The 26461-nt window shown below is 68.5% G+C and carries 27 protein-coding genes and 1 pseudogene; 10 read left to right on the plus strand and 18 right to left on the minus strand.

Annotated features, from left to right (window positions below):
• Positions 1-3 precede the first annotated feature (3 nt).
• A pseudogene (locus tag MST3598_RS18890) lies at positions 4-815 on the minus strand (helix-turn-helix transcriptional regulator).
• Between MST3598_RS18890 and MST3598_RS17500 the strand changes: the two are divergent.
• Positions 775-1911: an epoxide hydrolase family protein gene (locus tag MST3598_RS17500; protein WP_029260732.1), complete on the plus strand. Its 1137-nt coding sequence runs from the start codon at positions 775-777 to the stop codon at positions 1909-1911. The pseudogene MST3598_RS18890 and the gene MST3598_RS17500 overlap by 41 nt on opposite strands.
• A gap of 27 nt (positions 1912-1938) precedes the next feature.
• Here MST3598_RS17500 and MST3598_RS17505 read toward each other — a convergent pair whose 3' ends face one another.
• Positions 1939-2553, minus strand: coding sequence for a class I SAM-dependent methyltransferase (locus tag MST3598_RS17505; RefSeq protein WP_029260733.1), 615 nt, complete (start codon positions 2551-2553; stop codon positions 1939-1941).
• Positions 2554-2646: 93 nt separating this feature from the next.
• Between MST3598_RS17505 and MST3598_RS17510 the strand changes: the two genes are divergently transcribed.
• Genes MST3598_RS17510 through MST3598_RS17520 form a run of 3 tightly spaced genes read left to right on the plus strand, consistent with a single transcriptional unit; the run spans position 2647 to position 5010 of the window.
• Positions 2647-3183, plus strand: coding sequence for a Chromate resistance protein ChrB (locus MST3598_RS17510; protein WP_029260734.1), 537 nt, complete (start codon positions 2647-2649; stop codon positions 3181-3183).
• Positions 3180-4376 (plus strand): MFS transporter, encoded by a 1197-nt coding sequence (locus tag MST3598_RS17515; RefSeq protein WP_029260735.1) that lies wholly within the window; start codon positions 3180-3182, stop codon positions 4374-4376. Before MST3598_RS17510 ends, MST3598_RS17515 begins: the two co-directional genes overlap by 4 nt.
• 43 nt (positions 4377-4419) lie before the next feature.
• Entirely contained in the window at positions 4420-5010 is a 591-nt protein-coding gene (locus MST3598_RS17520; RefSeq protein ID WP_029260736.1) for a DUF2165 domain-containing protein, read from the plus strand.
• A gap of 21 nt (positions 5011-5031) precedes the next feature.
• Here MST3598_RS17520 and MST3598_RS17525 read toward each other — a convergent pair whose 3' ends face one another.
• Positions 5032-5475, minus strand: a complete 444-nt coding sequence (locus MST3598_RS17525) for a VanZ family protein (RefSeq protein ID WP_029260737.1) — start codon at positions 5473-5475, stop codon at positions 5032-5034.
• Between the two features lie 492 nt (positions 5476-5967).
• A complete protein-coding gene (gene dnaB, locus MST3598_RS17535; protein ID WP_017829839.1) occupies positions 5968-7341 on the minus strand; it encodes a replicative DNA helicase in 1374 nt (457 codons plus the stop codon).
• A 531-nt stretch (positions 7342-7872) separates the two neighbouring features.
• Here dnaB and MST3598_RS17540 point away from each other — a divergent pair.
• Both MST3598_RS17540 and MST3598_RS17545 read left to right on the plus strand, forming a co-directional pair.
• Positions 7873-8862, plus strand: a complete 990-nt coding sequence (locus tag MST3598_RS17540) for a hypothetical protein (RefSeq protein WP_029260739.1) — start codon at positions 7873-7875, stop codon at positions 8860-8862.
• 101 nt (positions 8863-8963) lie between these two features.
• Positions 8964-10487 carry a hypothetical protein gene (locus tag MST3598_RS17545; RefSeq protein WP_096359731.1) on the plus strand — a complete coding sequence of 508 codons (1524 nt, stop codon included), beginning with the start codon at positions 8964-8966 and terminating at the stop codon, positions 10485-10487.
• A 199-nt stretch (positions 10488-10686) separates the two neighbouring features.
• Here MST3598_RS17545 and MST3598_RS17550 read toward each other — a convergent pair whose 3' ends face one another.
• Genes MST3598_RS17550 through MST3598_RS17570 form a run of 6 tightly spaced genes read right to left on the minus strand, consistent with a single transcriptional unit; the run spans position 10687 to position 14982 of the window.
• The gene (locus MST3598_RS17550; protein ID WP_172889166.1) at positions 10687-10935 is read right to left on the minus strand and encodes a hypothetical protein; all 249 of its coding nucleotides are present in this window, start codon (positions 10933-10935) and stop codon (positions 10687-10689) included.
• Positions 10884-11033, minus strand: a complete 150-nt coding sequence (locus MST3598_RS18450; protein WP_157749870.1) for a hypothetical protein — start codon at positions 11031-11033, stop codon at positions 10884-10886. The genes MST3598_RS17550 and MST3598_RS18450 overlap by 52 nt, the downstream gene beginning before the upstream one ends.
• The gene (locus MST3598_RS17555) at positions 11030-11872 is read right to left on the minus strand and encodes a hypothetical protein (protein WP_051671241.1); all 843 of its coding nucleotides are present in this window, start codon (positions 11870-11872) and stop codon (positions 11030-11032) included. Before MST3598_RS17555 ends, MST3598_RS18450 begins: the two co-directional genes overlap by 4 nt.
• Positions 11873-11893: 21 nt before the next feature.
• On the minus strand, positions 11894-12757 hold the full coding sequence (locus tag MST3598_RS17560) for an amidohydrolase family protein (RefSeq protein WP_029260743.1): 864 nt from the start codon (positions 12755-12757) through the stop codon (positions 11894-11896).
• A complete protein-coding gene (locus MST3598_RS17565) occupies positions 12757-13947 on the minus strand; it encodes a CaiB/BaiF CoA transferase family protein (RefSeq protein ID WP_029260744.1) in 1191 nt (396 codons plus the stop codon). The genes MST3598_RS17560 and MST3598_RS17565 overlap by 1 nt, the downstream gene beginning before the upstream one ends.
• A gap of 30 nt (positions 13948-13977) precedes the next feature.
• Positions 13978-14982: an alcohol dehydrogenase catalytic domain-containing protein gene (locus tag MST3598_RS17570; protein WP_136053572.1), complete on the minus strand. Its 1005-nt coding sequence runs from the start codon at positions 14980-14982 to the stop codon at positions 13978-13980.
• A 193-nt stretch (positions 14983-15175) separates the two neighbouring features.
• On the opposite strand from MST3598_RS17570, the gene MST3598_RS17575 reads away from it, so the two are divergent.
• On the plus strand, positions 15176-16252 hold the full coding sequence (locus tag MST3598_RS17575) for an ABC transporter substrate-binding protein (protein WP_029260746.1): 1077 nt from the start codon (positions 15176-15178) through the stop codon (positions 16250-16252).
• A 74-nt stretch (positions 16253-16326) separates the two neighbouring features.
• Here the strand turns inward: MST3598_RS17575 and MST3598_RS17580 are convergent, their stop codons facing one another.
• The 7 genes from MST3598_RS17580 to MST3598_RS17610 form a co-directional block, all read right to left on the minus strand.
• Positions 16327-16770: an NUDIX domain-containing protein gene (locus tag MST3598_RS17580; RefSeq protein ID WP_051671243.1), complete on the minus strand. Its 444-nt coding sequence runs from the start codon at positions 16768-16770 to the stop codon at positions 16327-16329.
• 149 nt (positions 16771-16919) lie between these two features.
• Complete coding sequence (locus MST3598_RS17585; RefSeq protein ID WP_029260748.1) at positions 16920-17753, minus strand: ABC transporter permease; 834 nt, start codon at positions 17751-17753, stop codon at positions 16920-16922.
• Positions 17750-18583 carry an ABC transporter permease gene (locus MST3598_RS17590; protein WP_036271970.1) on the minus strand — a complete coding sequence of 278 codons (834 nt, stop codon included), beginning with the start codon at positions 18581-18583 and terminating at the stop codon, positions 17750-17752. The genes MST3598_RS17585 and MST3598_RS17590 overlap by 4 nt, the downstream gene beginning before the upstream one ends.
• Positions 18580-19407, minus strand: a complete 828-nt coding sequence (locus tag MST3598_RS17595; RefSeq protein ID WP_021201485.1) for an ABC transporter ATP-binding protein — start codon at positions 19405-19407, stop codon at positions 18580-18582. Before MST3598_RS17595 ends, MST3598_RS17590 begins: the two co-directional genes overlap by 4 nt.
• 40 nt (positions 19408-19447) lie before the next feature.
• Positions 19448-20422: an LLM class flavin-dependent oxidoreductase gene (locus tag MST3598_RS17600; RefSeq protein WP_021201484.1), complete on the minus strand. Its 975-nt coding sequence runs from the start codon at positions 20420-20422 to the stop codon at positions 19448-19450.
• Positions 20419-21831: a dihydroorotase gene (locus MST3598_RS17605; RefSeq protein ID WP_029260750.1), complete on the minus strand. Its 1413-nt coding sequence runs from the start codon at positions 21829-21831 to the stop codon at positions 20419-20421. Before MST3598_RS17605 ends, MST3598_RS17600 begins: the two co-directional genes overlap by 4 nt.
• Positions 21828-22886, minus strand: coding sequence for an alpha/beta hydrolase (locus MST3598_RS17610; protein WP_197703112.1), 1059 nt, complete (start codon positions 22884-22886; stop codon positions 21828-21830). The genes MST3598_RS17605 and MST3598_RS17610 overlap by 4 nt, the downstream gene beginning before the upstream one ends.
• A 152-nt stretch (positions 22887-23038) precedes the next feature.
• Here MST3598_RS17610 and MST3598_RS17615 point away from each other — a divergent pair, with 152 nt between their 5' ends.
• The 3 genes from MST3598_RS17615 to MST3598_RS17625 are packed head-to-tail and all read left to right on the plus strand — an operon-like array spanning position 23039 to position 25907.
• Entirely contained in the window at positions 23039-24034 is a 996-nt protein-coding gene (locus MST3598_RS17615; RefSeq protein WP_021201481.1) for a putative F420-0 ABC transporter substrate-binding protein, read from the plus strand.
• A complete protein-coding gene (locus MST3598_RS17620) occupies positions 24031-25101 on the plus strand; it encodes a putative F420-0 ABC transporter permease subunit (protein WP_197024866.1) in 1071 nt (356 codons plus the stop codon). Before MST3598_RS17615 ends, MST3598_RS17620 begins: the two co-directional genes overlap by 4 nt.
• Complete coding sequence (locus tag MST3598_RS17625) at positions 25098-25907, plus strand: ABC transporter ATP-binding protein (RefSeq protein WP_036271971.1); 810 nt, start codon at positions 25098-25100, stop codon at positions 25905-25907. Before MST3598_RS17620 ends, MST3598_RS17625 begins: the two co-directional genes overlap by 4 nt.
• A 20-nt stretch (positions 25908-25927) precedes the next feature.
• On the opposite strand, the gene MST3598_RS17630 is transcribed toward MST3598_RS17625, so the two are convergent.
• On the minus strand, positions 25928-26341 hold the full coding sequence (locus MST3598_RS17630; RefSeq protein ID WP_136025495.1) for a hypothetical protein: 414 nt from the start codon (positions 26339-26341) through the stop codon (positions 25928-25930).
• Positions 26342-26461: the final 120 nt, after the last annotated feature.

Here is a 26461-nt window from a genome sequence, read left to right on the forward strand (position 1 = left end):
GCCTCACGAAGTGGAGGTCTCCGTGACACGACGCACGACGTACTCGACGACATCGCCCTCCGGGATCGCGCGGGGTCGGAAGCGCACCCCGGTCGGCGCCCGCGGAACCATGCGATCAACGCGGAAGATGCGCCAGTCGTCTCGATCGAGGTCCCACGCGAGCAGGTACCAGACCGGCCCCAACTCACCAGCCGCTGCGGTTCGGTATGCCGCGGCTCTTCTCTGCCGCCCGGCTTCGTGTAGCCGAAGCGGAGCCGTTCGTGACCGCGGATCGCCGCGGCGACCGTGCTGAGTGCTGCGAGATCGAGTGGGGGTTCGGCCCCGGGAACCACGCTGGTCGCCTTCCGGATCGCGTCGACACGGCGGCGGAGGCGGGCGGGCATCACCTGTTCCAGCTTGGCGAGGGCGGTGAGAGAGGTCTCTTCGACGCCGAGCCGCCAGGTCGCCGCCGCCCCCAGCCCGACCGCGACGGCGACGGCTTCGTCATCGTCGAGCAGCAGTGGAGGCATCGCCGCCCCCGCGGCCAGCCGGTACCCGCCGGCGACACCGGGTCGCGCGTCCACGGGATAGCCGAGCGAGCGGAGCTTGCCGATGTCGGCGCGCACGGTCCTCGTGCTCACACCCAGTCGGTCGGCGAGTGCGGAACTCGTCCAGTCCCGTCTGAGCTGAAGCAACGACAGCAGTTCCAGCAGACGGGCCGAGGTCTCGAGCATGTCTGATCCTCTCAGCAAATGCGGAAGCTGGTCTTCCGCATTGCCTGAGAGCGTGAACAGCATGACCCAGAACACCTCTCTCACCCCTTTCCGCATCGACATCCCGCACAGCGCCGTCGATGATCTTCACGATCGCCTGACCCGTACACAGTGGCCGCTTGCCGTGCCCGGTCGAGACGATCGCGCCGACTTCCGTCGGGGCACCCCGCTTCCGTATCTGAAGGAGCTCGCCGAGTACTGGCGCGACGGCTTCGACTGGCGGGCGCAGGAGGCGACCCTCAACATGCACGAGCAGTTCACCACGGTCATCGAAGGCCAGACGTTCCACGTGCTCCACGCGCGGTCGACGAACCCACAGGCCACGCCGCTGCTCCTCAGCGACAGTTGGCCGGCGTCGTTCGTCGAGTACCTACGACTGATCCCGTTGCTGACCGACGAGTTCCACGTGGTCATCCCGTCGTTGCCCGGCCTGGGCTTCTCGAACCCGCTGTCCGGTACCGGGTGGGACCTCGCACGGACGGCGGAAGCCTACGCCGAGATCATGACACGCTTCGGCTACGACCGGTTCGCGACCCACGGCACCGACGTCGGCACGGGCATCACCGGACGACTTGCAGGGATCCACCCCGACCGCGTCATCGGCACCCACTTCGGCAGCGACCGCGTATGGCTCGGGCTGGTCGGCAACATGTTCCCCGCCCCCGATGGCCTGTCAGAGGAAGAGCTCGCCCAGCTCGAGGCCGCACACGTCGCGAGTGCGGCAGAGCGCGGCTACATCGGCATGCACAACCATCGACCGGACACGATCGGACCGGCGCTCACGGACTCGCCCGTCGGTCAGCTCGCGTGGATCGTCGAGAAGTTCAAGCGGAGGACCGATGAGGGGTTCCTGGCACCGGAGGTAGACCGCGACCAGCTCCTGACGAACGTGAGCCTGTACTGGTTCACTCGCAGTGGCGCTTCCGTCGCGCAGTTCTTCTACGAGTCGGAGCACGCCGAGCTCGACTTCGCCATGCCCTCCGGGGTACCGGCCGGCTGGGCCGTGTTCGACACCCATCCGCTGATTCGGCGCACGATGGATCCGACCGGCGCCATCGGTCATTGGAGCGAGTTCACCGAGGGCGGGCACTTCCCGGCGATGGAGGAGCCGGAGCTTCTCGCCGAGGACATCCGGAAGTTCTTCCGCAGTCTCGCCTGATCGACACCGCACGTCCGCACGCTGGGATCAGAACGCGACGGCGCTGATCGACGCGTGCGGACGCCGTCCGTCCTGTACCCGCGCATCGCTGTCGAGTACGGAGAACCCCGCGCATTCGAGCAGCGCCGACATCCCGTCCACCGACCAGTAGTGCGCCGTGGTGACCGCGTGCGGGAAAGGTTCGCCGTCCTTCCCGTCGAAGAACCCGATCAGCAGGTGACCGCCCTCGCGGATCGCGCGCCGAGCGGCCGTGAGCAGGGACGGCAACTCATCCGGAGCCGCATGGATCAGCGAGTACCAGGCGAGCACGCCACCGAGTGAGCCCGCCGGGACGTCGGCGTCGGTCAGTGACGCCACCCGATACGGCACCTGCGGGAACCGTGCGGAGGCATCGTCGACGAATTCCGGCACGAGGTCGATGCCCTCGGCGTCAGCGCCTCGATCGACGAGGAAGGCGGTCCAGTGCCCGGGTCCGCAGCCGACATCGAGAATGCGCCCGTCGATGCCATCCGCCCAGCGTCCGATGCGCTCCCGGTCGATGTCATCCATCTGCCCGATGTCACCGAACAGCTCCGTGTACTCGGTGGCACGCGCGGCATAGCCGTCGCGGATGCGCACGTCGCTCCCGGAGTCATTCGCCAAGGCTCGCCCCTCCCTGTCTGCTCGCGATCGCTTCCCTCCACGGTATCCGGCAACTCTTCACCGAAGGGATGTAACGACTGTTACATTCTCACTGTGACGAATCTTGATCGTTGGCTCATGCTCCTGGTCCAGGTGCCCGCAACTCCCTCGAGGCACCGTGTCGCGGTCTGGCGAGAGCTGCGCCAGTTCGGAGCGGTCCCTGCGGGGCAGGGAACCTGGGTGGTCCCGGAGGTTCCGGCGTGCGTCGCGGGAGTCGAGCGCGCCCGCGCCCTCGCTCAGCGCGGCGACGGCGCCATCCTCGTACTCCGCACCCAGGCAGACGGGGGCGACACCGCCGCGCTTCGAGAACTCTTCGATGCTGCGCGGGCCGATGACTGGACGGAGTTCATCGCCGACTGCAAGAAGTACGAGGCCGAGATCGCGCGCGAGATCGACAAGAAGAAGTTCACTCTTGCCGAGCTCGAAGAGGAGGAGCAGAGCCTCGATCGCCTGCAGCGGTGGCATCGCACCATTCGCAGCCGCGACGTGTTCGGATCCCCTTCATCCAAGGAGGCCGACCGTGAACTCGCCACATGTGTCGCCGAGCTCGCGCGGTTCACGGACCTCGTCTACCAGGCCGTTCACACGTGAGCGAGCCGGCGGTCGCCGCGCGGACGATCGCCCCGCTCTACGCCGCGGGGTTCGTCACTGCGTTCGGCGCCCACAGCATCGCGGCCGGCATCGGGGCGACGGGGCAGGACATCGGTCTCGACCTCCTGCGGATGGGCGCGCTCCTGGCTGTCTACGACCTCGCCGAGGTGTTCCTCAAGCCGGTTTTCGGTTCGCTGGCCGACCGCATCGGCGCCAAACCCGTGATCGTCTTCGGGCTCCTCGCCTTCGGAATCGTGTCGCTCGTGGGGCTGTGGTCGTCGAACACCATCGCCCTCGCCGTCGCGCGGCTCGGGCAGGGCGCGGCGGCGTCGGCATTCTCGCCGGCCTCTTCTGCAACGGTCGCACGGCTCGCAGCCCCGGGCGCGAAGGGGCGATACTTCGGCAGATACGGTTCCTGGAAGGGACTCGGCTACACGCTGGGTCCACTCATCGGCGCCGCACTGATCTTCACGGGTGGCTTCGCGCTCCTCTTCACCATTCTGAGCGCCGTCGCGATCCTGACCGCGTTCTGGGTGGCGGTCACCCTCCCCCGCCTCGATCCCCTCCCGCGCCCGCGTTACACCGTCGCAGACCTCGTCCGCCAGACGACCGAGCGGGGGTTCCTCGTGCCTACCCTGGCCCTGGCAGCCTCCACAGGGGCACTCGGCGCATCGATCGGCTTCCTCCCCGCCATGGCGAGCGGCCAGGACGCGCCATTGCTCGCGAGCATCGCGCTCGCGTCCGTCCTGGCACTGAGTTCGACGCTCACTCAACCCTGGGCGGGAAGACTGCGCGACAGCGCCCATACGAGCGATCGAGCGGGGATGGCGCTGGGCCTTGCGACCATCACCACCGGCACCATGACGGCCGCACTCGTTCCCGCACTGCCCGGGCTCTACGTCGCCGCGGGACTTCTCGGAATCGGGATCGGCTTCGCCACACCATTCGCGTTCGCACACCTCGCCGACACGACACCGCACGAGCGTATGGGCCGCACGATGGGCACGGCGGAGCTCGGGCGCGAACTCGGGGATGCCGGCGGGCCCGTGCTCGTCGGCGGCATCGCGATCGCTGCGACACTGCCGATCGGACTCGCCGCGCTCGCACTCGTCGTCGCGGCGGCCGGAGTGTCGACGCGGATGCTCCCACGCTTCCCGGAAACGACCCGGGATCCCCGTCGACCGCGTGACTGAGGCCATCCTCGACGCGAGGACAGCCGACCGATACTGTCTGGTCATGACTACGACCGACGCACCGCTGCGCTCACCTCGTTGGCACCTGCTCGGCTCGCTGCCCTTCGCCGCAGCCGCGCTCGTCCTCGTGAACGGGCTCTACATCTTCCTCGTCGCCCTCGGCAACATCACCGACTACGGCACGAACTTCGACTTCGTGCAGCATGTGCTGGCGATGGACACCACGAACTTCGGTCAGGATGCCGGAAAAGGTCTCGACCCTGACCTGATGTGGCGGGCGATCGACAATCCCGTGCTGTGGAACATCGCGTACATCGGCGTGATCATCTGGGAGTCGCTGAGCGCGATCGTCCTGATCGTCGCGGTCGTGTTCTTCGTGCGCGGATTCCTCGGCCACGGCTTCCACGCCGCCCGCGTGTGGTCGTCGATCGGACTCGTGATGATCATCCTGCTCTTCGTGGGCGGATTCATCTCCATCGGCGGCGAGTGGTTCCAGATGTGGCGCTCCACGTCGTGGAACGGGCTCGACCCCGCCTTCCGCAACTCGGTGATCGCCGGCATCGGTCTGGTGCTGCTGCACCTCCCGTCACCCCGATGGGATGACGCTCCGCCTCGGCGCGACGCCGCCCGATAGGCGCGTGGGCCCACGGCGTCCTCACGAACGCCGTCGCCCCAGGGCCCAGAGCCCTCGCACGATTCCCACCGCGACGGCGCCGATGATCCCGCCGATCGTGTTCCACACGATGTCCTGCACGTCAGGGACACGCCCAGGGATCGCGGCCTGGACACTCTCGATCGCGAACGACGCACAGAAGACGAGCACGGGCGCAAGCATCCAGAGCCGCCGGCTGAGCGCAAGCGCCACCGCGGCTCCGAGAGGGACGAAGAGCAGTGCGTTGAGGGTGCTCTCCACCTCGATGAAGGTCATCGGCTCGACCAGAGGCGCCGCGAAGACATGGGCGAGGTCCATGAAGAGCGCACGAGCAGGGCTCGCGAACCGGCGCGGCGTCAGCGTGACGGCGACGACCGCCAGAGCCGCGAGGCCCGCGACGAGGAGCCGCGGGCCGGACGACGGGCGAGAGTGAGCGGAGTGAGCCATACGCCCACCTCACCGCATCCGATGTTGCGTGAGCGTATGCGTTTCGGTCGCTAACACTCAGGGGTGGAGAGCGAACCGCGATGGAATCTGACCGTCGGGCTCTGGCTCATCTGCACGCTGGTCCCCTCCGGATTCGGCGACGGCGTGGTGGGTCGGGGCTGATACCTGACCGGGGCGCTGCACCGTGACTTCCGGGAAGGGCGGGCCGAAGGGTACGACTGGAAGATCGAACCCGACGGCTCCTGGAGCATCGCAGAGCGCCTCGTCGTCTTCGCGATGAGCGAGAACGGCGACTACCTCGCCTGGGACACCGGTGCCCGAGACGACGACGGCGAACTGCCGATCTTCCACACGTCTCGCTTCAACTCACTGACGCGCATCGGTGACGACCTCTATGAAGCGATCGAATGGCTTCGTCGAGGCGACCGCGAACCGGATCCCATCGACTTCACTCCCCTCGCTCCCACCCGCTGTGAGCGACGGAGCCTACACTCAGTTGAAGTCGCCGCCGGGAGCCATGTCCATGAAGCGCGAGTAGTGCCCCTGGAACGCGACGGTGATCGTCGCGGTAGGTCCGTTACGGTGCTTGGCGACGATGAGGTCGGCCTCGCCCGGACGCACGTCTTTGTCGTACACCGAGTCGCGGTGCAGCAGGATGACCATGTCGGCGTCCTGCTCGATCGAGCCCGACTCTCGCAGGTCGCTGATCGCGGGCTTCTTGTCGGTGCGCTGCTCGGGACCACGGTTCAGTTGCGAGAGGGCGATGACCGGAACCTGCAACTCCTTGGCGATGAGCTTGAGGCTTCGGGAGAACTCCGAGACCTCCTGCTGACGCGACTCGACGCGCTTGCCCGAGGTCATCAGCTGCAGGTAGTCGATGATGACCATGCGCAGTCCTTCGCGCTGCTTCAGTCGACGGCACTTCGCCCGGATCTCGACGAGGGTCATGTTCGGGCTGTCGTCGATGTAGAGCGGCGCGTCGTTGATGCGCCCTCGGGTGGCGGCGACGGTGGTCCAGTCGCGCGGGTCGAGGTTTCCCTTTCGCATGTTCTGCAGCGGGATCGCGCCCTCGGCGCTGAGCAGACGCATGGCGATCTCGCTCTTGCCCATCTCGAGGGAGAAGAAGACGGAGGGGAGGTTGTGGCCGATGGATGCGGCGCGCGCGAAGTCGAGCGCGAGCGTGGACTTGCCCATGGCGGGTCGAGCGGCGACGACGATCATCTGCCCGCCGTGGAGGCCGTTCGTCAGTTCGTCGAGCTCTTTGAAGCCGGTCGGCACTCCGGTCATCGATCCGTCGCGGCCGCTGGCGGCCTCGATCTCCTCGAGCGCGGCGTCGACGGCGATCTGCAGCGGGACGTAGTCTTCGGCGGTCTCGGATCCGGTGATCGAGTAGATCTCGGCCTGCGCGTTGTTGACGATGTCGGTCGCATCGCCCTCACCGGCGTACCCGAGCTGCACGATGCGCGTGCCCGCATCGACGAGCCGGCGCAGGATCGCGCGCTCGGAGACGATGCCCGCGTAGTAGCCGGCGTTGGCCGCCGTGGGGACGATCGACGTCAGCGTGTGCAGGTAGTCGGCACCGCCGGCGCGGCCGAGCTCGCCTGTCTTGATGAGCTCGTCGGTGACGGCGACGACATCGGTGGGCTCACCGTGCGAGTACAGCGAGAGGATGGCCTCGAAGATGAGCTCGTGCTTCGGGATGTAGAAGTCGGCACCCTTGAGCGTCTCGATCACATCGGCGACCGCATCCTTCGACAGGAGCATTCCGCCCAGCGCACTCTGCTCGGCGAGAAGGTCGTGGGGAGGCGTGCGCTCCGGCGCGCGCTTCGCGCCCATGCGCTCCTCTGAGATGTCAGCGATCGACACAGTCTTCCCTTCGATGCGACGTTTCCGATGCGATGTTCTGATGAGACGCTTCGACGGGGGGGCCCGTGCGGCCTTCGGCCCTCACACCGCTCTGAACAGCAAAACAGCTGCCTCCGACATTCGGTCGCTCGCCCACGCTACGAGCGACTGTTTCCACATGCAAGACGGCCTGTGGATAACTCTGTGGAGAGCGTGCGAACAAACTCGGAGTGTCTGTGCACAACGGGTGTGGATAACCCCGTGGAAGACCGGGATACGAAACTTTTTAATTCCACTTGAACTGGCTTTTATCGTTTCCCCAGCCTGTGGATGGAAATCAGTTTAAATCGGGCATTGAAGGTTGCCCTCCGCGGGGATGGGATGTGTAGAACTTGGGGAAAGTCAAGCCGAGATTTCTCCGGGCGCGTCACACCCGGACATCCCCGGAAACGCGCGGAGAACCCTCTAGACACGACGTCCGTGCGCGAGTATCGTCAGCCCCAATCGACGCAACGGCGTCGACGTACGTTGCCTTCGGAGGGGGAGGTCGACGTGGACGTTCGGGCCACCCGACGCGGCATACCTGCCGCCGTCTTCTGGGGTGGCATCGGCGTGCTCGCCTGGGCGACGCTCACGGTTCTCCTCGCGGGCGGATCCGCGCACGCGGACGAACAGGACGGCCCGCTCGACGGACTCACCTCGCTCGTCAGCGACACGGTGTCGGCCGTCACGGCCCCCGTGACCCCGGTCGTCACGCAGGTGGTCGCCCCCGTGGTGACACAGGTGGTCGCGCCCGTGCAGCAGGCCGTCCCCGCCGTGGTCGCCACCGTGACCGAGCCGATCGTGAATGCTCCGGTCGTCGGTCCGGCGGTCGCACCCGTCGTGAACACCGTGACCGAGACCGCGACCGCGGTCGTCACCCCTGTCACCGATGCCCTGACCGACGCACCGGTCTCTCAGATCACCGATCCGATTCTCGACGCGGTCTCCCGCATCCCCGTGGTCGGCGGACTCGTCTCCGACCTCGGTCTGATCTCCGCGGTGGGTGACGTCGTCGGCGTCGTCGATGACACCACTGCTCTTCTCGGGAACGTCACGAACGAGACGGTTCCGCCCGTGCTCGAAGCGCTCAACCCGTCGACGACGACGCCTGGATCCGGCGAAGGTCCCGCGAACGTCGCCGAGGCCCCGGTCCCCCCGACGGCCGCCCCCGCGACGGAGAGCTCCGCAGCGACGCCGGCGGTCTCGTCGACAGCTGTGCCGTCGACCGTGTCCCCGCCGTCTGGCGCGCTCACCACCGCGATCGGCGCCACCACCGACGACGCCACTTCTGTGCCCACTGCTCCCCCGTCGGGGAGCCCGCCAGGCACCACAGTCCCCGCGTCCTCCTCCGCCGGTTCCGGCGGCGGGAGCGGCGCATCCCCCGCGCGCCTCAGCGACGCGAACTCTTCTCCGCTCCGTGCTGGCGAGCGGACATCCGGCGCCTCCGACGACGAGCTTCCCTCGTCGACGGTCGCCGACACCGACGTCTCTCCTGACTGACGGATCGTCACGTCGTTCCCCCGGGAACGACAGATGCCGTGCTGCGCGCGCATGTGATCGCGCGCACCCATCAGACGATCCATCCAGTCAGGAGAACGATCATGCGTACTTTCATCAAGCGGGCCCTCTGGGGCACGCTCATCGCCGGGGGCATCACGCTCCTCGGCGCGACGGCCGCGAACGCGGCTGAGACGACCGGAGACGACGGACTGCTCTCCGGCACACAGGTGGAGACAGCGATCACCGCACCGATCTCGGTCGTGAACAACGCGATCTCGGTGCTGAGCGACGCCGTGTCCACCGCGCCTGCCCCGGCTCCGGCGCCCGGGCCTGCCCCGGCACCCGCACCCGCACCCGCACCCGCACCCGCACCCGCACAGACGAGCGGTGACTCGGGCACGGCATCCGGCACTCAGGCCGCGGTGACCGTGAACCTTCCCGTCACCGTGTCGAACAACGCGGTGAGCGTGCTCGACACATCGACGACCAGCGCCCCGGCCGCCACTTCCCCGAGCCCGGCTCCCCAGGCCGAAGCGCCTCTCGTGACCACGAACGGTCTGGACGGTGTGCTCTCGGGCACGCAGGCGCTGCTCGCCGTCAACGCACCGGTCACCGTCACGGGCAACGCCGTGTCGCTGGTCGGCGACACCGAGAGCACCACTCCGAACGCGCAGGGGGCCGCAGCACCGGCCTCCTCCGCTCCCGTGGGTGCGACCACATCCGGTGACGACGGCATCGGCAGCGGCACACAGGTCATCGCGCCCATCACGGCACCGGTGACGGTGTCGGGGAACGCGATCTCGTTGCTCGGTGACACGAGCTCCACGGGAACCGGCACCGCCGGCTCGACCGCTCCCCCCGCTCCCGCCACGTCGGCGGCAACGTCGGGCGAAGACGCGATCCTCGGCGGCACGCAGGCGACGGCGCCCGTCACGGCACCGGTCACGGTGTCGGGGAACGCGATCTCCGTCCTCGACGACGCCACCGTCACCCGCACCGGCACCGGCACCGGCACCGGTGGAAACACCACCGCACCGGCAGCCGCCGCCACCGGAGGCAACGCCACCACCGGAACCGACAGCGTCCTCGGCGGCACCCAGATCACGGCACCCGTCACCGCCCCCATCGGCGTGACCGGCAACGCGATCTCCGTCCTCGACGACGCCACCGTCACCCGCACCGGCACCGGCACCGGCAGCAGCACCGGAGGAACCGCCCCCACCACCGGAGGCAACACCACCACCGGAACCGACGGCATCCTCGGCGGCACCCAACTGGCGCTGCCGATCAGCCTTCCGATCACGCTGGGCGGAAACGCCATCTCCGTGATCGGCGAGGCGACGGTGACCGACCCCGGCACGGGAACCGACCCCGGCACCGATCCCGGTACCGACCCCGGAACGGATCCCGGTACCGACCCCGGAACCAACCCGGGAACGACGCCCGGAACGACTCCGGTCTCGACGGCCGGAGCCGCCTTCGCCTCGGGCGCGGCGACGACCGGTCAGGCGTCAGGGCTCGCGATGACCGGCGCTCCGTCGCCGGTCGGACTGCTCGCACTCGCCGCCGTCCTGCTCCTCCTCGGAAGCGCCGGACTCCTGCGACGTCGTCTCGTGACGGCGTAGTGAGGACGCCGGTGGTGCGGCCGTCCTCGGGGGAGGAGACCCGCACCGCCGGTGCGCCGCTGCGTCCACCCCACACGTCGACGGATTCGTAGCCCCCAGCTCACACCGTCGTTCGACGCCGGCGCAGAATGGGCGGATGCCCCGTGGAAACCCCACCCACGGGGCATCCGTCGCGCCTGCGCACAGGCGTTCCAGGAGGTCAGGGGATGTCGTCGACCTCGCCGTACGGGATGATCGCGGCCCGGTATCGCTCGACGAGTTCGCGCCATCCGAAGCCCTCGGTGTACTCGTGCTCGTAGACGGCTTCGGTGAAGTGCCACAGCAGATACGGATGCGCGCCCAGACCGTAGAGCGCGCCGTAGTCGCGGTTCACGAAGGCGGTGCGCTCCTCGGGGGTCAGCACCCGGTCGTCGGCGACCGCGTCGGGCCCCGCTCCCCGGCGAGCCACCCGGCGACGAACCCCTCGGTGTCGGCGACGTAGGCGTTCACGTTCGCGGTGCTCATCTCGACGGCGCGGATGAACTTGTTCATCATGTACCGGCTCACGATGCGGCCCTCCAGAGGAAGAACGGACTGGAGGCGAAGCGCGAGGTCGTGGCCTCCGCGAGTTCGGCCGGGCGCCCCTGCATGGCGGCGAGCGCGGCGACGATGTTCACGTACTGGTACGTGACGTTGCCGGCGGCCATGATGCGGTCGAACCGGCATCCGGCGATCGCCCCGTCGAGGTCGCCGTCACGCATCCACCCGACCGCCTCGGCGTCGAACTCCGGATCGGGCGAGCCGTTGAACGTGCGCGGGCCGCCCACGTCGGTTGCCATGTGCCCCGAGGTGAGCAGGCCCACTCTGGCGTCGCTGTCCCAGGACTCGACCGCGGTGCGCAGGTGGTGTCCGAGAGCGGCGAAGCGGGCGGCGGTCGGCAGCGGCGGGAGGATCGAGTTCGCGTGGATCGGCACGATCGGCAGGTCGAGCTCCGGACGCACGTACTGCAGCGGCAGCACGAAGCTGTGGTCGAGCCGCCACTCGTGCGATACCGAGAAGTCGATGGTCTCGGGCAGCACCTCGCGGCCGGTGATCTGCGTCGCCAGCTCCGGGTTGCCGGTCAGTTCGGCGTACTCCATGCCGAAGGTGCGCACCTCGTTCTCGTAGGTGCCGTGGTACGAGGCGGCTTTGCCGACGATGAAGGCAGGTGAGTTGTCGGAGAAGAACTGCCGCACGTGGTCGGTGCCGAGCACGATGAGAGTGTCGACCCCGGCATCCGAGATCGCCTCACGGATGCGACGGAAGTTCGCCTCGACCGTCACGAGATCGTCGGGCATCGGCTCGCGCATCGCCCGCCACAGCAGCGGGTTGTGCGGGGTCGCTGCGGCCATCACCAGTTCAGCCACGTTCGGCTCCTTCCTTCGCGCTCACAGTCGAAACAGCGTGCGTGCGTTGTCGAGCAGGATCTTCCGACGCGACTCCTCCTTGAGCCCGAGCTCATCGAACTCGGCCATCCAGCGGTCGGCGGTCATCACGGGCCAGTCCGACCCGAAGAGCACCCGGTCGGAGATCAGCGAATCGGCGTAGCGGACCACCTCGGGCGGCAGGTACTTCGGCGCCCACCCCGACAGGTCGAGGTACACGTTCGACTTGTGCCACACCATCGCCAGGTTCTCGAGGTGCCACGGCCATGCCGGGTGCGCGCTGATGATGTTCAGCTCGGGGAACTCTGCGGCCACGTCGTCGATGTACGGCACGGGGCGTGCGTTCTCGAGCCGATACCCGCCGCCACCGGGAGTACCCGCACCGGCGCCGGGGAACCCGGAGTGGAACATCACCACGAGCCCGAGTTCGGCGCAGGTCTCCCAGATCGGGAAGAAGCGACGGTCGTTGGCGAGGAACTTCTGCCGCGACGGGTTGAGTTCGCCGACGCCCTTGATGCCGTACTCGGCGTGCATCCGACGGATCTCGGCGACCGCGGCCTCGCCCTTCCACGGGTCGATGCCGGCGAAGGCGAGGAACACATCGGGGTGGTCCTGCTGCGCCTTGCCGAGGAGGTCGTTCGGTGCACCCTTGATTCCGCTCGTGGTCTCCGAGTCGGAGTTCACGATCACGGCCATCATCTTGCGGTCGCGGTACTGATCGGCCTGCTCGGCGAACGACACCACCGGCCGCTCGCGCCCGAAGTGCGCCGACATCTGGGAGTGCCGCTGGCCCATCGCCGCGATGAACTCCTCGGTCTGCGGGTGGGTGTGCACGTCGATCGCGACGATGTCGTCGATACCGGACATCAGGCTGCCCCTTCCTTCGCTCGTGCGGGTTCGGATTCAGATTCGGTCCGCAGTCCCGTGATCTCCTCGGTGTCGGCGCCGAGCGCCGGCGCGTATCGCAGCTCGGGTCGACCGGACCGCTGGAACCGGATGCTGGGCACCGGGACGCGCAGCACGCCATCAGGCCCCTCGATCTCCTCGACCAGGCCCATGCTCGCGATCTGCGGATCGTCGAACAGGTCGCCCATCGTGTTCAGCGGACCGTGCGGGATGTCGTGCGCGGCGAGCCGGTCGAGCCAGTACTGCCGGGGTCGGGTGGCGGCGATCTCCTTGAGCACCACGTCGAGCTCGTCATAGTTGCGCACGCGCGCTTCCCGGGTCGAGAAGCGCGGGTCGTCGGCGAGATCGGGCCGCTCGAGCACGTCGAGCAGTCCGGTCCAGAACTTCTCCGGCACCGACATATGGATCACGAAGGCCTTGTCGTCGGACCCCCGGCAGGCGTAGGCCTGCGCGCGGCGCGGACGCGAGTCGGGCGATGAGACCTGTCCGGTCTCGAGGAACGCCGAAGCGGACTCGGTGAGGAAGTCGAGCAGGGCACCCACCATCGTGACCTCGACATGCTCGCCCACCCCGCTGACGTCACGGGCATGCAGGGCGGCGAGCACGGCCTGTACGGCCGACATCCCCGACAGTAGATCGGAGAACGCAGGCCCCAGCGGACGGATCGTGGAGGCCGGGACCACCTGGCTGTACATTCCCCCGGTCGCCGAGATCACGGTGTCGTAGGCAGGGCGCTTCGCGGCCGGCCCGGTGGGGCCGAAACCGGTGATCGAGCACGTGATCACCCGCGGGTTGCGTTCGTGCAGCGCATCGGGGCCGAACCCGAGCCGCTCGGCGACACCGGGGCGGAAGTTGTCCAGCACGATGTCGGCATCGTCGACCAGGCCGAACAGCGCAGCGAGCCCCTCGGCGCTCTTGAGGTCGAGCACGACCCCGCGCTTGCCCCGGTTGTAGGCGGCGAACTGGGGACTCATGGTCGCCCGCCCCTCCCATCGGCGCATCGGGTCCCCCTCGGGCGACTCGACCTTGACGACGTCGGCGCCGAGGTCGGCGAGCAGCTTGGCCGCGAACGGACCCGAGATGTACTGGCCCAGCTCGACCACGCGGATCCCGGCCAGCGCACCCGTGCCGGGTGATGCGGAATTCGTCACTTCTGGTCTCCTCTTCGATACCGAGGGCGGTCAGCGCACATCGACGACGACCTTCCCGTCGCCCTTGCGGGGGAAATCGCGATACGCCGTGGCGATGTCGTCCAGCGCGTAGCGGCAGCCGACGAGCGAGGGCAGGGCCCCGGCGGCGGCGAGCGCGAGAGCCTCGGCCACATCGTCGTAGCGTGCGCTGGCCACACCCGACAGCCGCTTGCGACGCAGGTAGAAGTCGCGGGCGTCGATGCGCAGGTCGCTGTCGACGGATGCCGCGCAGAACACGGCCCGACCTCCCCACCGCAACGCCGAGATCCCGGCGCTCAGGGTCGGAGCGTGGCCGGAGACATCGAGCACGACGTCGAACCCTTCTCCCCCGTCGAGGGCCGCCGCCAGCGCGGCAGCTCCCGAAGCCTGGATGAGCTGCTCGTCTCCGAGCGGTGCGAGAGTACGGCGCGACGCGGCGACGACCTGGGCCCCGCGAGCGAGGGCTACGGCAACGGCCGCGCGTCCGAGCGTTCCCCCCGCACCGGTGACGAGGATCCGGTCGCCGGCGGAGAGCGCGACCGTGCGCACGGCGTTGATCACGATGGAGGCACTGTGCACCACGGCGGTCGCCTGTGCCGCGTCGAGGCCGTGGCGGTCGATCGCGTTGCGGGAGGGGACGACGACGTACTCGGCGGCGCCCCCGTCGCGGTGCACGCCGACGACGGTCTGGTTCGGGCAATCGGCTTCGTCTCCGGCCTGGCAATGGGCGCACTGCCCGCAGGCGATGTTGGGTTTGACCACCACGGTCTGGCCGATCCGCTTCTGGTCGACACCCGCTCCGATGGCGATGATCTCGCCGGCCGGGTCAATCCCGAGGATGCGAGGCAGCTGCGCCCGTGCTCCTGGGCCGACACCGGCGATGACGTTGAGGTCGAGCTGATTCACCCCGACCGTCTCGACGCGCACGAGCACTTCGCCGTCGCCGGGTGCCGGGACATCCGCGACCGCGACGGTCAACCCGTCCAGGTCATGACGGCTCAGCACGGCGGCACGCATCTTCACCTCTTCATCGCGGGAATCTGTTTGGGATACTGTATCCAATTTTCATCACAGTCGTCTAGACCCTGTTCGAGCACGATATCCCGCAAACCATGGACACCCGATTCCAAATTGGATACCGTATCCCAAAATCCGCGTGAGGCGCCCCACTCCACGGAGGAGTCGCACGCACTTGCCCGAATGGAGAGTCATGCGCACGACACGAAACAGACTCGGCATCGCCGTGGTCGGGGGCGCAGCAGCACTGACGCTGCTCGCCGCCTGCGCCTCGCCGACGCCGACACCGGAAGGACCCGTCGACCTCGGCGACGGCGAACCCGGAGCCGCGGAGGACACCAGCATCACGGTGGCCATCCCCTTCCCCGACATCACGATGTACTCGATGTTCGTCCTGGCGTCCGACCTCGGCTACTACGAAGACGAGGGCCTCACCGTCGAGGTCATCACCGCCGACAACGTCACGGCCGCCGTCGCCAGCGGCAGTGCCGACATCGGCGTCGAGTCGACCGGCACCGTGATCGACGCCATCCGCGGCGGTGTCGAGATCGATCTGGTCTCCGGGCACTACTGCCGGCAGAACTTCGACTTCGCGGTGCAGTCCGACGTGAAGAGCGTCGACGACCTCGACGGCACGTCGATCGTGCTGGCCGGCACTCCCGGCGACCCCGCCGAGTTCCAGCGCGCCCAGGTGCTGAAAGAGGAGGGCTGGGACGTCGCATCCGTAAACACCGAGGTCGTCTACCCGGGCCCCGGATCGGAGTCGTGGACGGAGTTCTTCGTCAACGACAAGATCAGCCTGCAGCCGTTCTACGCCGACGACAGGGCAGCCCTCGAGGAGCACGGCGCGAACATCGTGGTCGAGTCGCTGCGCAACTGGGCGAACGACGTGCAGATCGCCGGCACGAAGTGGGCGCAGGAGAATCCGAACACCCTCGTCCGGTTCCTGCGGGCCACGCTCAAGGGCACCGACTTCATGACGGCGCCCGCACCCGGCGAGTTCCCCGAGAACGCGGAGGAGGCGCTGGACATCTACGAGGCCAACGACTTCGACGTCGCGGAACTGCGTGATTCGGACAGCGTCTGGATCCTCGACGGACACCTCGCCTGCCCGAACCTGTACTTCGACGGCGAGGCGTGGGACACCACCATCAAGACGCAGAAGCTCGAGCCGCTGGAATTCGACGACGAGCAGCTCGTCTACCTCCGCAAGGCGCAGGAGCTCCTGGGCCTCGACAACGAGGGACCGGCCACGCTGACCTACCCGTGAGTCGCTGACTCGCACGAAAGGCCCCACCGTTGCGCATGGCGGTGGGGCCTCTTCGTCTGTTCAGGCTGCGAGATCTACCGCTGAGCGAAGAGCCCTCTGACTCCGGCGGGGTAGAGGGGCAGCGCCTCGGCGTCGTCATAGAAACTGCGCCAGACGACGGGTACGACTGCTCCGTCACTCTCCGTGAGGGTCGCGCCCTCCGCCGCAGGTTCCGGGTCGAGCCGGCCGGTGTACACGAACACGATCTCGTGCCCGACTTTGCCATCGATCCGGAAGATGTTCTCCACCACCCCGAGGTAGCTCAGCTCCTGGATCGTCGCCGACAGCTCCTCGCGCACCTCGCGTCGGACCGCATCGACATGGGCCTCGCCGAGCTCGACACTGCCGCCGATGAGCCGGTGATACCCGCCTGGATTCTCTGCGGTCCCGGCATTGACGCTGACCGCATGCGCGGTTCCCTGCTCGTTCGGCGCGACGAGCATCGCCTTGACCCGGATGTGGCTTCGATCGATCGACACCCGGCCACGCTACGCCAGCCGGTTTCGAATCGCGCAAGTGGCCGTACTCCGACGGCGAATGGAGCCAGTTGCGCAATTCGAAACGGGGGAAGACAGACCCGACCCCCGTCGCGCATGAGACGGGGGTCGGGAGTCTGCGTCGGTGCCGGTCAGCCGACGATCTTGCGCTCGTCGTACCAGGGCGCGAGCCGGCGCCGGAGGATCGAGATGAGCAGCAGCGTGAGGTTGGCGATGATGACCATCACCACGACCATCGCGATGGCCTCGTCCATCCGGAACTGGTACGCCGCGAACTCGAGCAGGTGACCGAGGCCGCCGGTGCCGCCGAGGAACTCGCCGAGCACCTCGCCCGTGAAGCCGAGGGCCGCACCGCGCTGGATGCCGGAGAGGCTGTAGGGCAGCGTGGCAGGGAAGATCACCTTCCAGCCGAGCCCGATCCCCTTGGCGCCGTACACCCTGGCCGCGTTGACGAGCGAAGGGTTCACGGTGACCGCGCCCTCCATCGTGTTCAGCAGGATCGGGAACACCGCGAGCAGGATCACGAGGGCGATCTTCGACTCGCTGCCGAGCCCGAGGCCGAGGATGAACAGCGGGGCGAGCGCGACCTTGGGCGTGGAGTACAGCACCCACAGGAACGGGGCGACCATGAAGCGCAGCACCGGCGACCAGCCGACCGCGAGCCCCACGACGACCCCGACGACGATCGCGATCGCGAGGCCGATCAGCAGGTTGGTGACACTGAACGCGAAAGCGCTCCAGAACTCGGGGTCGACCATGAGCTGGCCGAACGCCACGGCCACCGCGGTCGGTGCGGGCAGGAAGGCCGCCGGTATCCAGTGGAACCAGCTGACCGCCGCCTCCCACAAGAGCAGCACTGCGGCGATCACCCCGATCAGGAGCAGGGTCCACTTTCCCTCGCCGGAGCGCACCACCCGCCGCGGTCGCACGATGCGGACGGTTCCGGTTGCCGAGACGACGCTCATCGCGTGCCCTTCCTCGTCCAGGGCGCGACCCCGCGTTCGATGGCCGTGACCACCTGGGTCATGCCCACGCTCCACAGCACGACGACGGCGATCGCGGCGAACGCCTGGTCGGTCTGATACGTGTTCGACGCGCGGATGATGAGCGCGCCCATGCCGCTCGACGAGCCCGCGAGCTCGGCCACGACCATGCCGATCGTGGCGAGGACGACCGCTTGCCGCAGCCCCGCGAACAGGAACGGGATCGTCGACGGCAGGTACACCGAGCGATACAGCCGCATCCGCCCCGCCCCGTACACGCGGGCGGCGCGGATGATCGACGGGTTCGTGGTGCGCATGCCCGCGGCGACGTTGAGCAGGATCGGGAAGATCGCGCTGATCGTCACGAGGAAGATCACCGGACCGATGCCGAATCCGAACCACGCCTTCGCGAGCGGCTGATAGGCGATCGACGGCGTGGCGTAGATCGTCCACGCGATCGGACCGATCACTCGGTCGACAGGAAGCGATGTTCCCATCAGGAGCCCGACCGGGATGCCGACGACCACCGCGAGCGCGAAACCGGTCAGCCACGCCTGCACCGAGATGCCGGCGTTGGCGGCGAGCGATCCGTTCGCCACGATCTCGCCGAACCCCTGCGCGATGGCCAGGGGCGGCGGCAGGAAGACCGGACTGATCCAGCCGAACACCCCGACGACCAGCTGCCAGAGCACGAGGAGGACGACGACCTCGATCGCGATGACCGCCGCCTTGCCCCGGGCGCTCAGCCCCGCGAGCCAGGCGGCGAGGCCACCCCTGCCGAGGTTCGGCCCGGTGGCGAGCAGCGCGGTCATTTCGACACCGCCGCTGCCGTGGCCTCACCCTCCAGCGCCTCCCAGAGGTGGTCGCGGAGTTCGAGGAAGCGCGGATCGTGCTGCACCGACCGTTCCGAGCGCGGGCGCGGGATGCCGGTCGTGATGATCTCCTTGATCGCACCGGGGTGGCTCTTGAAGACGACGATGCGGTCGCCGAGGAGGATGGCCTCCTCGATCGAGTGCGTGATGAAGAGGACGGTCTTGCCCGTCGCCTCGATGAGCTTCTCGATCTCGTCGCGCATCACCTCGCGGGTGAGGGCGTCGACGGCGCCGAGCGGCTCGTCCATCAACAGGATGCGCGGCTCCGCGACGAACGCGCGGGCGAGCCCGACGCGCTGCTGCATGCCGCCGGAGAGTTCACGGGGGTACGACGACTCGAACCCCGCGAGCCCCACCATCTCGATGGCCTCCTGCACCTTCGCACGCCAGTCGGCGGTGCGCAGGCCCTTCTGCATCTCGAGTCCGAACTTCACGTTGTCGAACACGGTGCGCCAGGGCAGCAGGGCGTAGTCCTGGAAGACAACGGCCCGGTCGGGACCAGGGCCGTCGACCTGCTTCCCATCGACGAGGACGGCCCCGGTGCTCGGCGCGACGAGGCCGGCGATGACGTTCATGAACGTCGTCTTTCCGCACCCCGACGGGCCGAGCACCGTGATGAACTCGCCCTCGAACACGTCGAGGTCGACATCCTCGATCGCGATCAGCTTCTTTCCCGTCCGCGCGACGTCGTAGCTCACCGAGAGCCCTGTGACCGAGATCAGCGGATCCGCCGAGTCCCGTGCGGTGTCGTTCACGTCAGTCATCGTCGACCTCTCGTCTCATCGCCGCGCGTCGGTGCGCGGCTTATCGCAGCTTCGGAAGCACCTCGGTGCCGAGGAGTTCGATCTGCTCGAAGAACCGATCGAACTTGAAGCGGAAGTCGAACACCAGGTGCTCGGTGCCGACCTCCTCGAACCGCTTGATCTGCTCGACCGCCTCGTCGGGGCTGCCGACGATGAGCTGTCCTTCGAGGTCTTCGACGGTCTCGAAGCTGCCGGACGGCGGCTTCACCGCGAACTTGGCCTTGTTCGCCCAGGCGAGAAGGCCCGGGATGTTCACGTGCTTGAGCGCCTCTTCGCGGGTGTCCTCGATCGACGTGGGCGGGATGACGGCGATGGTCGGCATCGGGCGGCCGTTCTCGTCCGTCATCTCGCGCATGGTCTTGATGCGCTTCTCCATGGTGAGCAGGCCCGTGCGTCCGGGCATCCATCCGTCGGCGAACTCCGCCGCGAGACGGGCCGAGCGCGGGGTCGCGCCGCAGTACCAGAACGGGATGCGCCCGCCCACGGGCTTCGGCTCGATCGTGACGTTCTCGAATGTGAAGATGCCGTCGTCGTAGGTGACGTCGTTCTCGGTGAAGACACGGCGCAGGATCTCGGCGTTCGAGCGCACCATCTCGACGCGGTCGAGGTCGCCCCAGCCGATCGCGTCGAACTCGTGATCGAACGTTCCGGCGCCGAAGCCGAGGATCAGGCGCGGGCCGAGCAGCTGGGTCATCGTGCCGGCCATGAGAGCGGTGACGAGCGGGTGCCGGAACGGGATGAGCGATCCGGTGCCGAGCTCGATCTTGTCGGTGACGGCACCGATGGCAGTGAGAGTCGTCAGCGCGTCGTAGAACGTGCGGTTCGGCTTCTCCATCTCGCCGTGCGGCTCGAACACCAGGTGATCGCGCACCCAGACGGAGTCGAATCCGAAGCTCTCGGCGAGCTTCGATCCCTCCAGGAGCTTCTCCTTGCTCGCCTCCTCGCCGAAGTGCGGCAGCAGCAGTCCGAATTTCATGTCAGTTCCTCTCCAGCGGCGAACGCCGCCCTGTCTTCCGCCGATGCGGCGAGCTTTCCGAATGTGCGGTCGCCGACGACCTCGTCGCCGACGTAGACGTCGACACCGCGCACGAGCGTGCGCTGGATGCGGGCGCTGATGGTGCGCCCGTCGTAGGGGGTCCAGCCGATCTTCGACAGCACGCCGTCGTTCGTGATGGTCCACTCCTCGGCCAGGTCGGCGATGACGATGTCGGCATCCGCCCCGATCGTGAGAGACCCCTTCACACCCTCCAGGCCGAACTTGGCGGCGGGGATGTGGGCGACCATGTCGATCGCGCGCTGCAGATCGAGCTCGCCCTTATTCACGGCGTCGAGCATGAGCTCGTAGTAGTACTGGATGCCGGGGGTGCCGGTGTGCGAACTCCACATCTGCGTCCACCCGACCTCCTTCTCCTCGCGCGTGTGCGGGGCGTGGTCGCTGGCGGCGATGTCGATCGTGCCGTCGCGCATGCCCTCCCAGACCGCCGCGCGGTTGTCGTCGGGCACCCAGTAGCTGAGCGCGTACGGGCCGAGGGTCTCGACGTCGTTCCAGGTCGACAGGAACGGCGCCCAGTGGTTGACCTCGCAGGTCACGTCGATGCCGTTCTGCTTGGCGCGCCGAACGGCCTCGATCGAGCGTCGGGTCTGGATGTGCGCGATGTGCACGGGACAGCCGGAGGCCCCGGCGAGACGCAGCACGACGTCGATGGCCGTGTCCCAGATCACACCCTCGCGCGCGGCGTAGGCGGAGGCGTAGCCCTCGGGGGTATTCTCACCGCGGGCGAGGTAGGCGCCCTCGATGTAATCCATGAGCGCCTGGTCGTGCGGGTGCACGATGAAGCGCTTGCCGGTCTGGGCGATGTGATCCATGATCTCGAGCAGGTGGCCGTGGTTGTGGATGCCGGTGCCGGAGGGGTGCGGGTAGTCGCGGCCCGTGTCGACGACCATGTAGATCTTGTACGCCCGGATGCCCATCTCGCTCATGCCGGCGATCTCATCGAACTTCGTCGGCGCGGGGTTGTGGTTCCAGTCGACGATCGACGACTCCTCATACCGGTGGAACACGTCGGTCAACGTGGCGACGTCGGTGGTCGGCGGCTTGAGGTTGGGCATCCCGAACATCGTGGTGACGCCACCGGCCGCGGCCTGCAGGCTCGTCGTGTAGATGTCGTCCTTGTGCTCGTAGCCGGGTTCGCGGGTGTGCACGTGCACGTCGACCATGCCGGGAAGCACGAGCTTGCCCGCGGCGTCGATCGTGCGCACAGCCACGACGTCGGTACCGGCCGCGACCATGCCCGCGACCTTGCCGTCGGCGACGAGCAGGTCGGCCAGGACCGGCCCTGCGGGGGTGACGACGGTGCCGCCGGTGATCTTCAGATCCACGCTCATCGCGCGACCTCCTCTTTGCTGTCGGACTGTGTCTGCACGGTTTCGGTGGTGATGGATTCGCCGATCGCGGGCGACGGCGAAGACCGGTGGATGAGGTGCGCCGGGCGCACGTACCGGTCGAACCAGCCCACGATCACCGGGGTGGTCTGCTCCCAGTACGCGTCGTAGGCGGCGTAGTGGGTGGTGTGCCGCTGCATGATGAGCTGCTTCGGTCCACGTGCCGCCTCGTACAGCGCCTCGGCGTGGTCGGTCGGGGTGGTGGCGTCGCCTTCGACGCCGATCACGAGCAGCGGTGTGGTCAGGCGGCCGGCCGCGTCGATCGGCCGGTACGCGATGATGCCCTCGGCACACGCGAGCGGCACGGCTGTCGGGATGCGGTCGTCGACGTCGGCCTTGATCTTCGTCGCCCGACGCTCGGCCGTGGGGATCATGATCTCCTCACGGGGGTGCACGATCCGCCCCTCCCCCGTGGCGACGCGCAGGCGGCGGTCCTCTTCGAGGGACTTCTGGAAGTCGAGCCACTCGTACTCGCTGCGCATGCGGTGCAGCCAGTCCTCGCCGTCGGCGACCGGCACCTGGCTGACCGCGGCCTTGATGCGCGGGTCGGCGTCGGCGAGGAGCACGGCGTTGCCGCCTCCGGTGCCGCCGGTGCCGAAGACCCCGATCGCGTCGGCGATCACGTCGTCGCGGGTGGTCAGGTAGGTCACGGCGTTCACCAGGTCCTGCAGCTGCCAGGCCGGCGAGAGGTATCCGCGGTCGCCTTCGGAGTCGCCGAAGCCGCGGTAGTCGATCACGAGCACGGCGAAGCCGGCCTCGACCAGGGCCTCGTGGTAGCGGACGTAGAGTTTGGCGTCCTTCAGTCCGAGCCAACCGGGCCCCTGCACGATCGCGCGGTACGGCCCCGCGTGATCGGGGGTGCGCCACACGGCGGAGATGCGCTGACCCTCGCTGAAGTACGAGACGGGTGTGGTCTGCATGGGTTCCTCTCGGCTGAACGCGGCGTCGCGATCGGCGATCTGCGCCGCTGCGGTGGGGCGTTTCCCATCCTTATCCATTTTGGATCCAGAATCCAGTATTGATTTGGATCCAGTATCCGCGCTACCATGACCCCATCGCGTCGACCCGATTGGCCGACGCCGGTGGTCCCGACCTGGACTGCGAACGTGCTCTCTCTTGCGCCCTTCCCGTCCTCGTCTCCCGGAGAACCATGCCTGCCACCGCCCGCGCCCTCGGCGCCCTCCCCGCCCTCGCCCTGCTCGTCGCCGCCGGACTCAGCGGCTGCGCCGGCGCGCCGGCGTCATCGGCCGAAGCGCCCGACGCCGAAACCCCCAGCACCGAGCCGATCGTGCTCGACAACTGCGGCACCGAGGTCTCGCTCGGCGCCACGCCGCAGCGCATCCTCACCGTGAAGTCGTCGACTCTCGAACTCGCGCTGGCCCTCGGCGCCGGGGATCGGATCATCGGCTCCGCCTTCTCCGACGGCCCGCTGCCTGACGATCTCGCGGCGGATGCCGAGGACATCCCGGTCGTCTCCGACAAGGTGCCGTCGAAGGAGGCCGTGCTCGACCTCGAGCCCGACCTGGTGTTCGCCGGATGGGAGTCGAACTTCTCGGTCGACGGCGCCGGTGAGCGAGCCGACCTGCAGAATCTCGGCATCACCACCTACGTCGCCCCCGCGGCCTGCAAGGCTCCGGCCTACATGCCCGACCCGCTCACGTTCGACACGGTCTTCGATGGCTTCGCGGAGGCCGGCCAACTGCTCGGCGAGACGGAGGCGGCGAGCGCGCTGATCGCCGAGCAGCGCGCAGAGCTCGACGCGATCACCCCCGACGACCGTGGCCTCACGGCGCTCTGGTACTCGTCCGGCACCGACCAGCCCTTCGTGGGCGCCGGCATCGGCGCGCCGGAGATGATCATGTCGGCCGCCGGGCTCGAGAACGTCTTCGCCGACGTGCACGACACCTGGACGTCGAGCTCGTGGGAGCTGATCGCCGAGGCCGACCCCGACGTGATCGTGCTGGTGGACGCCGCCTGGAACACCGCCGCGTCGAAGATCGCGCTGCTCACCTCGAACCCGGTCACCGCACAGCTCGACGCGGTGCGGAACGAGCGGTACGTGCTAGTCGACTTCCCGGCGACCGAGGCGGGCATCCGCAACGTGACGGCCGTGGAATCGATCGTGACGCAGCTCGGAGAGCAGTGAGCGTCACGGTTCCGCTGCGCACGGCGCTCCCTGTCACGGCGGCATCCGCCCCCCACCCCCGGGGACGTACCGTCTCGGCGATCACGGTGCTGCTGCTCGCCCTGGCGGGATCGGTGGTCACCGCGGTCGCGATCGGGCCGGCCGACGTCGCCCCGGCCGAGCTCGCGGCGAGCGTGTGGTCGCACCTGACCGGCGCGGCCACAGGCCTCACCCCGCTCCGCGACGCGATCATCTGGGAGGGGCGAGTACCCCGCGTTCTCACGGCCGCGGCGGTCGGAGGCGGCCTGGCCCTGTGCGGTGCCGTGATGCAGGCCCTCACCCGCAACCCGCTCGCCGATCCCTACCTGCTCGGTCTGTCCTCCGGCGCCTCGACCGGCGCGGTGATCGTCATCGTGCTCGGTGCGGCGGTGGCACTGCCGTTCGCGGCGTTCGCGGGTGCGCTGCTCGCCCTGACACTCACGTTGGGCCTCGCGCGCGCGGCCGGTTCCGCAGGAGCCACCGCCGTGGTCCTCGCCGGTCTCGCCGTGTCGGCCGTGCTCGCGGCACTGACCAGCCTCGTGATCTTCTGGAGCGCGACGAACGACAGCTACCGTGAGATCCTCAGCTGGCTGCTCGGCTCCCTCGGAGGTGCCGACTGGGCGGACGCCGCCCTCGCCGGGGTCGCCGTGGCGGTCTGCGCCGTCCCCCTGCTGGCTGCAGCCCGGCCACTGGACACCCTCGTACTGGGTGACACCGCGGCCGAGGCACTCGGCATCCCGGTGACCCGGCTGCGCGTGCTGCTCTTCGTGTGCACGGCGCTGCTGACCGGAGCGCTCGTGGCGGTGAGCGGGTCGATCGGCTTCGTCGGACTGATCCTGCCGCACGCGGTTCGGGCGGTCGTCGGCGCCCGGCATCGCGCGCTGCTGCCGGTCTCGTTCCTCGCGGGCGCCGTGTTCCTCATCTGGGCCGACACCATCGCCCGCACCGTGTTCGAGCCACGCGAGCTCCCGGTCGGGATCGTCACCGCTTTGATCGGCGGCCCCGTGTTCGCGCTGCTGATGCTGCGTATGCGGAAGAGCCGCGCATGACCGGAGTGCGTGAGGACGGCCTCGATGCCCGACGCATCCGATTCGCGCACGGGGGTCGGATCCTCTGCGACGACATGCACATCACCGCCCCCGGAGGTTCGGTGACCGCTCTCCTCGGCCCCAACGGCTCGGGCAAGAGCACGCTGCTGCGGCTGATCGCCGGAACCCTGCGGGGCGAGGTCGAGACCCTCGCGCTCGACGGCGCATCGCTGCCCTCGATGCGGCGGCGGGAGCGCGCACAGCGCGTCGCCCTGGTCGAGCAGGAGTGGTCGACCGCCGAGGGGATGACCGGGCGCGACATCGTCGGGCTCGGACTGCTTCCCCACCGCGGGTGGCTGTCGTTCGAGGGGGCGCAGACGGATGCCGTCGCCACCGATGCGGCTCTCGTCCGCGCGGGGGCGCTCGAGTTCGCGGAGCGCGATGCCGCGACCCTGTCCGGCGGCGAACGCCAACGGGTGAACCTCGCGAGGGCCCTCGCTCAGCGACCGGCGCTGCTGTTGTGCGATGAGCCGACGAACCACCTCGACATCCGCGCGCAGCTGGACGCACTCGCCCTCCTCGCGTCCCTCGCGCGCGACGGCATGACCGTGCTGGCTGCTCTGCACGATCTCAATCACGCGGCGGCATTCGCCGATCGCGTCGTCGTGATCGCCGACGGTCACGTGCAGGCGGCGGGTTCCCCACAGGAGGTGCTGACGCGGGAGCTCATCGCGCGCGTCTGGCAGGTCGACGCCGAGGTGCTCCTCCGGCCGGGCAGCGATCGTCCGCTGATCGTGTTCGATGCGGCTCCCGCCCTCACGCGCTGACCGGTTCGGACGATCGGGATTCAGACGAGCTCGGCGGATGCGAACTGCGGAGCGAGGACGAACGAGCCCAAGCGGTGCGCGAGCGCTTCCGCCTCGGCCTCCAGCGCCACCTGCTCCTGGCAGTCGTCGAGCGCCACGGAGCCGGCACCCCCTCCCACCCCGACGAGCGCGCATACCTGCGCGGGCTTCCGCAGCTGGTCGAAGGTCATGGGCAGACTCTCGCATCGCGTGTGCCCGCACAGCAGGTGCGAGAGCTCGTGGATCACCACGTGCAGTCGGTACCACTGCGGATCGGAGCGGCGGACCGGAATCCTCGCACGGTCACCGTCGACGAGCAGGAACCGCGGAACGGCCCGCCACTCCTCCTCGTTCAACACGTCGACCTCGATGTCCAGCCCCAGCAGGGCGGACGCCCGTTCCGTGATGCACTGCATACTCGCGCCGCACTCGACCTCCAACTCTTCGAAGAGCCGGTCCACTCGACTTCGACCACTCACGATTCCCTCACCCCTCGCACAGCCCGACCCCCTTTCGGCCGGACAACCCTCACAGTG

The organism is Microbacterium sp. TPU 3598, assembly GCF_002356155.1.
In the GTDB taxonomy this organism is placed as follows: Bacteria; Actinomycetota; Actinomycetes; order Actinomycetales; family Microbacteriaceae; genus Microbacterium; species Microbacterium maritypicum_A.

Coding starts and splice junctions, on each gene's coding strand:
- MST3598_RS17500 (WP_029260732.1), top strand. CDS start 775: ATGACCCAGAACACCTCTCTCACCCCTTTCCGCATCGACATCCCGCAC.
- MST3598_RS17520 (WP_029260736.1), top strand. CDS start 4,420: ATGACTACGACCGACGCACCGCTGCGCTCACCTCGTTGGCACCTGCTC.
- MST3598_RS17525 (WP_029260737.1), bottom strand. CDS start 5,475: ATGGCTCACTCCGCTCACTCTCGCCCGTCGTCCGGCCCGCGGCTCCTC.
- MST3598_RS17545 (WP_096359731.1), top strand. CDS start 8,964: ATGCGTACTTTCATCAAGCGGGCCCTCTGGGGCACGCTCATCGCCGGG.
- MST3598_RS17560 (WP_029260743.1), bottom strand. CDS start 12,757: ATGTCCGGTATCGACGACATCGTCGCGATCGACGTGCACACCCACCCG.
- MST3598_RS17570 (WP_136053572.1), bottom strand. CDS start 14,982: ATGCGTGCCGCCGTGCTGAGCCGTCATGACCTGGACGGGTTGACCGTC.
- MST3598_RS17575 (WP_029260746.1), top strand. CDS start 15,176: ATGCGCACGACACGAAACAGACTCGGCATCGCCGTGGTCGGGGGCGCA.
- MST3598_RS17585 (WP_029260748.1), bottom strand. CDS start 17,753: ATGAGCGTCGTCTCGGCAACCGGAACCGTCCGCATCGTGCGACCGCGG.
- MST3598_RS17590 (WP_036271970.1), bottom strand. CDS start 18,583: ATGACCGCGCTGCTCGCCACCGGGCCGAACCTCGGCAGGGGTGGCCTC.
- MST3598_RS17595 (WP_021201485.1), bottom strand. CDS start 19,407: ATGACTGACGTGAACGACACCGCACGGGACTCGGCGGATCCGCTGATC.
- MST3598_RS17600 (WP_021201484.1), bottom strand. CDS start 20,422: ATGAAATTCGGACTGCTGCTGCCGCACTTCGGCGAGGAGGCGAGCAAG.
- MST3598_RS17605 (WP_029260750.1), bottom strand. CDS start 21,831: ATGAGCGTGGATCTGAAGATCACCGGCGGCACCGTCGTCACCCCCGCA.
- MST3598_RS17610 (WP_197703112.1), bottom strand. CDS start 22,886: ATGGATAAGGATGGGAAACGCCCCACCGCAGCGGCGCAGATCGCCGAT.
- MST3598_RS17615 (WP_021201481.1), top strand. CDS start 23,039: ATGCCTGCCACCGCCCGCGCCCTCGGCGCCCTCCCCGCCCTCGCCCTG.
- MST3598_RS17625 (WP_036271971.1), top strand. CDS start 25,098: ATGACCGGAGTGCGTGAGGACGGCCTCGATGCCCGACGCATCCGATTC.
- MST3598_RS17630 (WP_136025495.1), bottom strand. CDS start 26,341: ATGCAGTGCATCACGGAACGGGCGTCCGCCCTGCTGGGGCTGGACATC.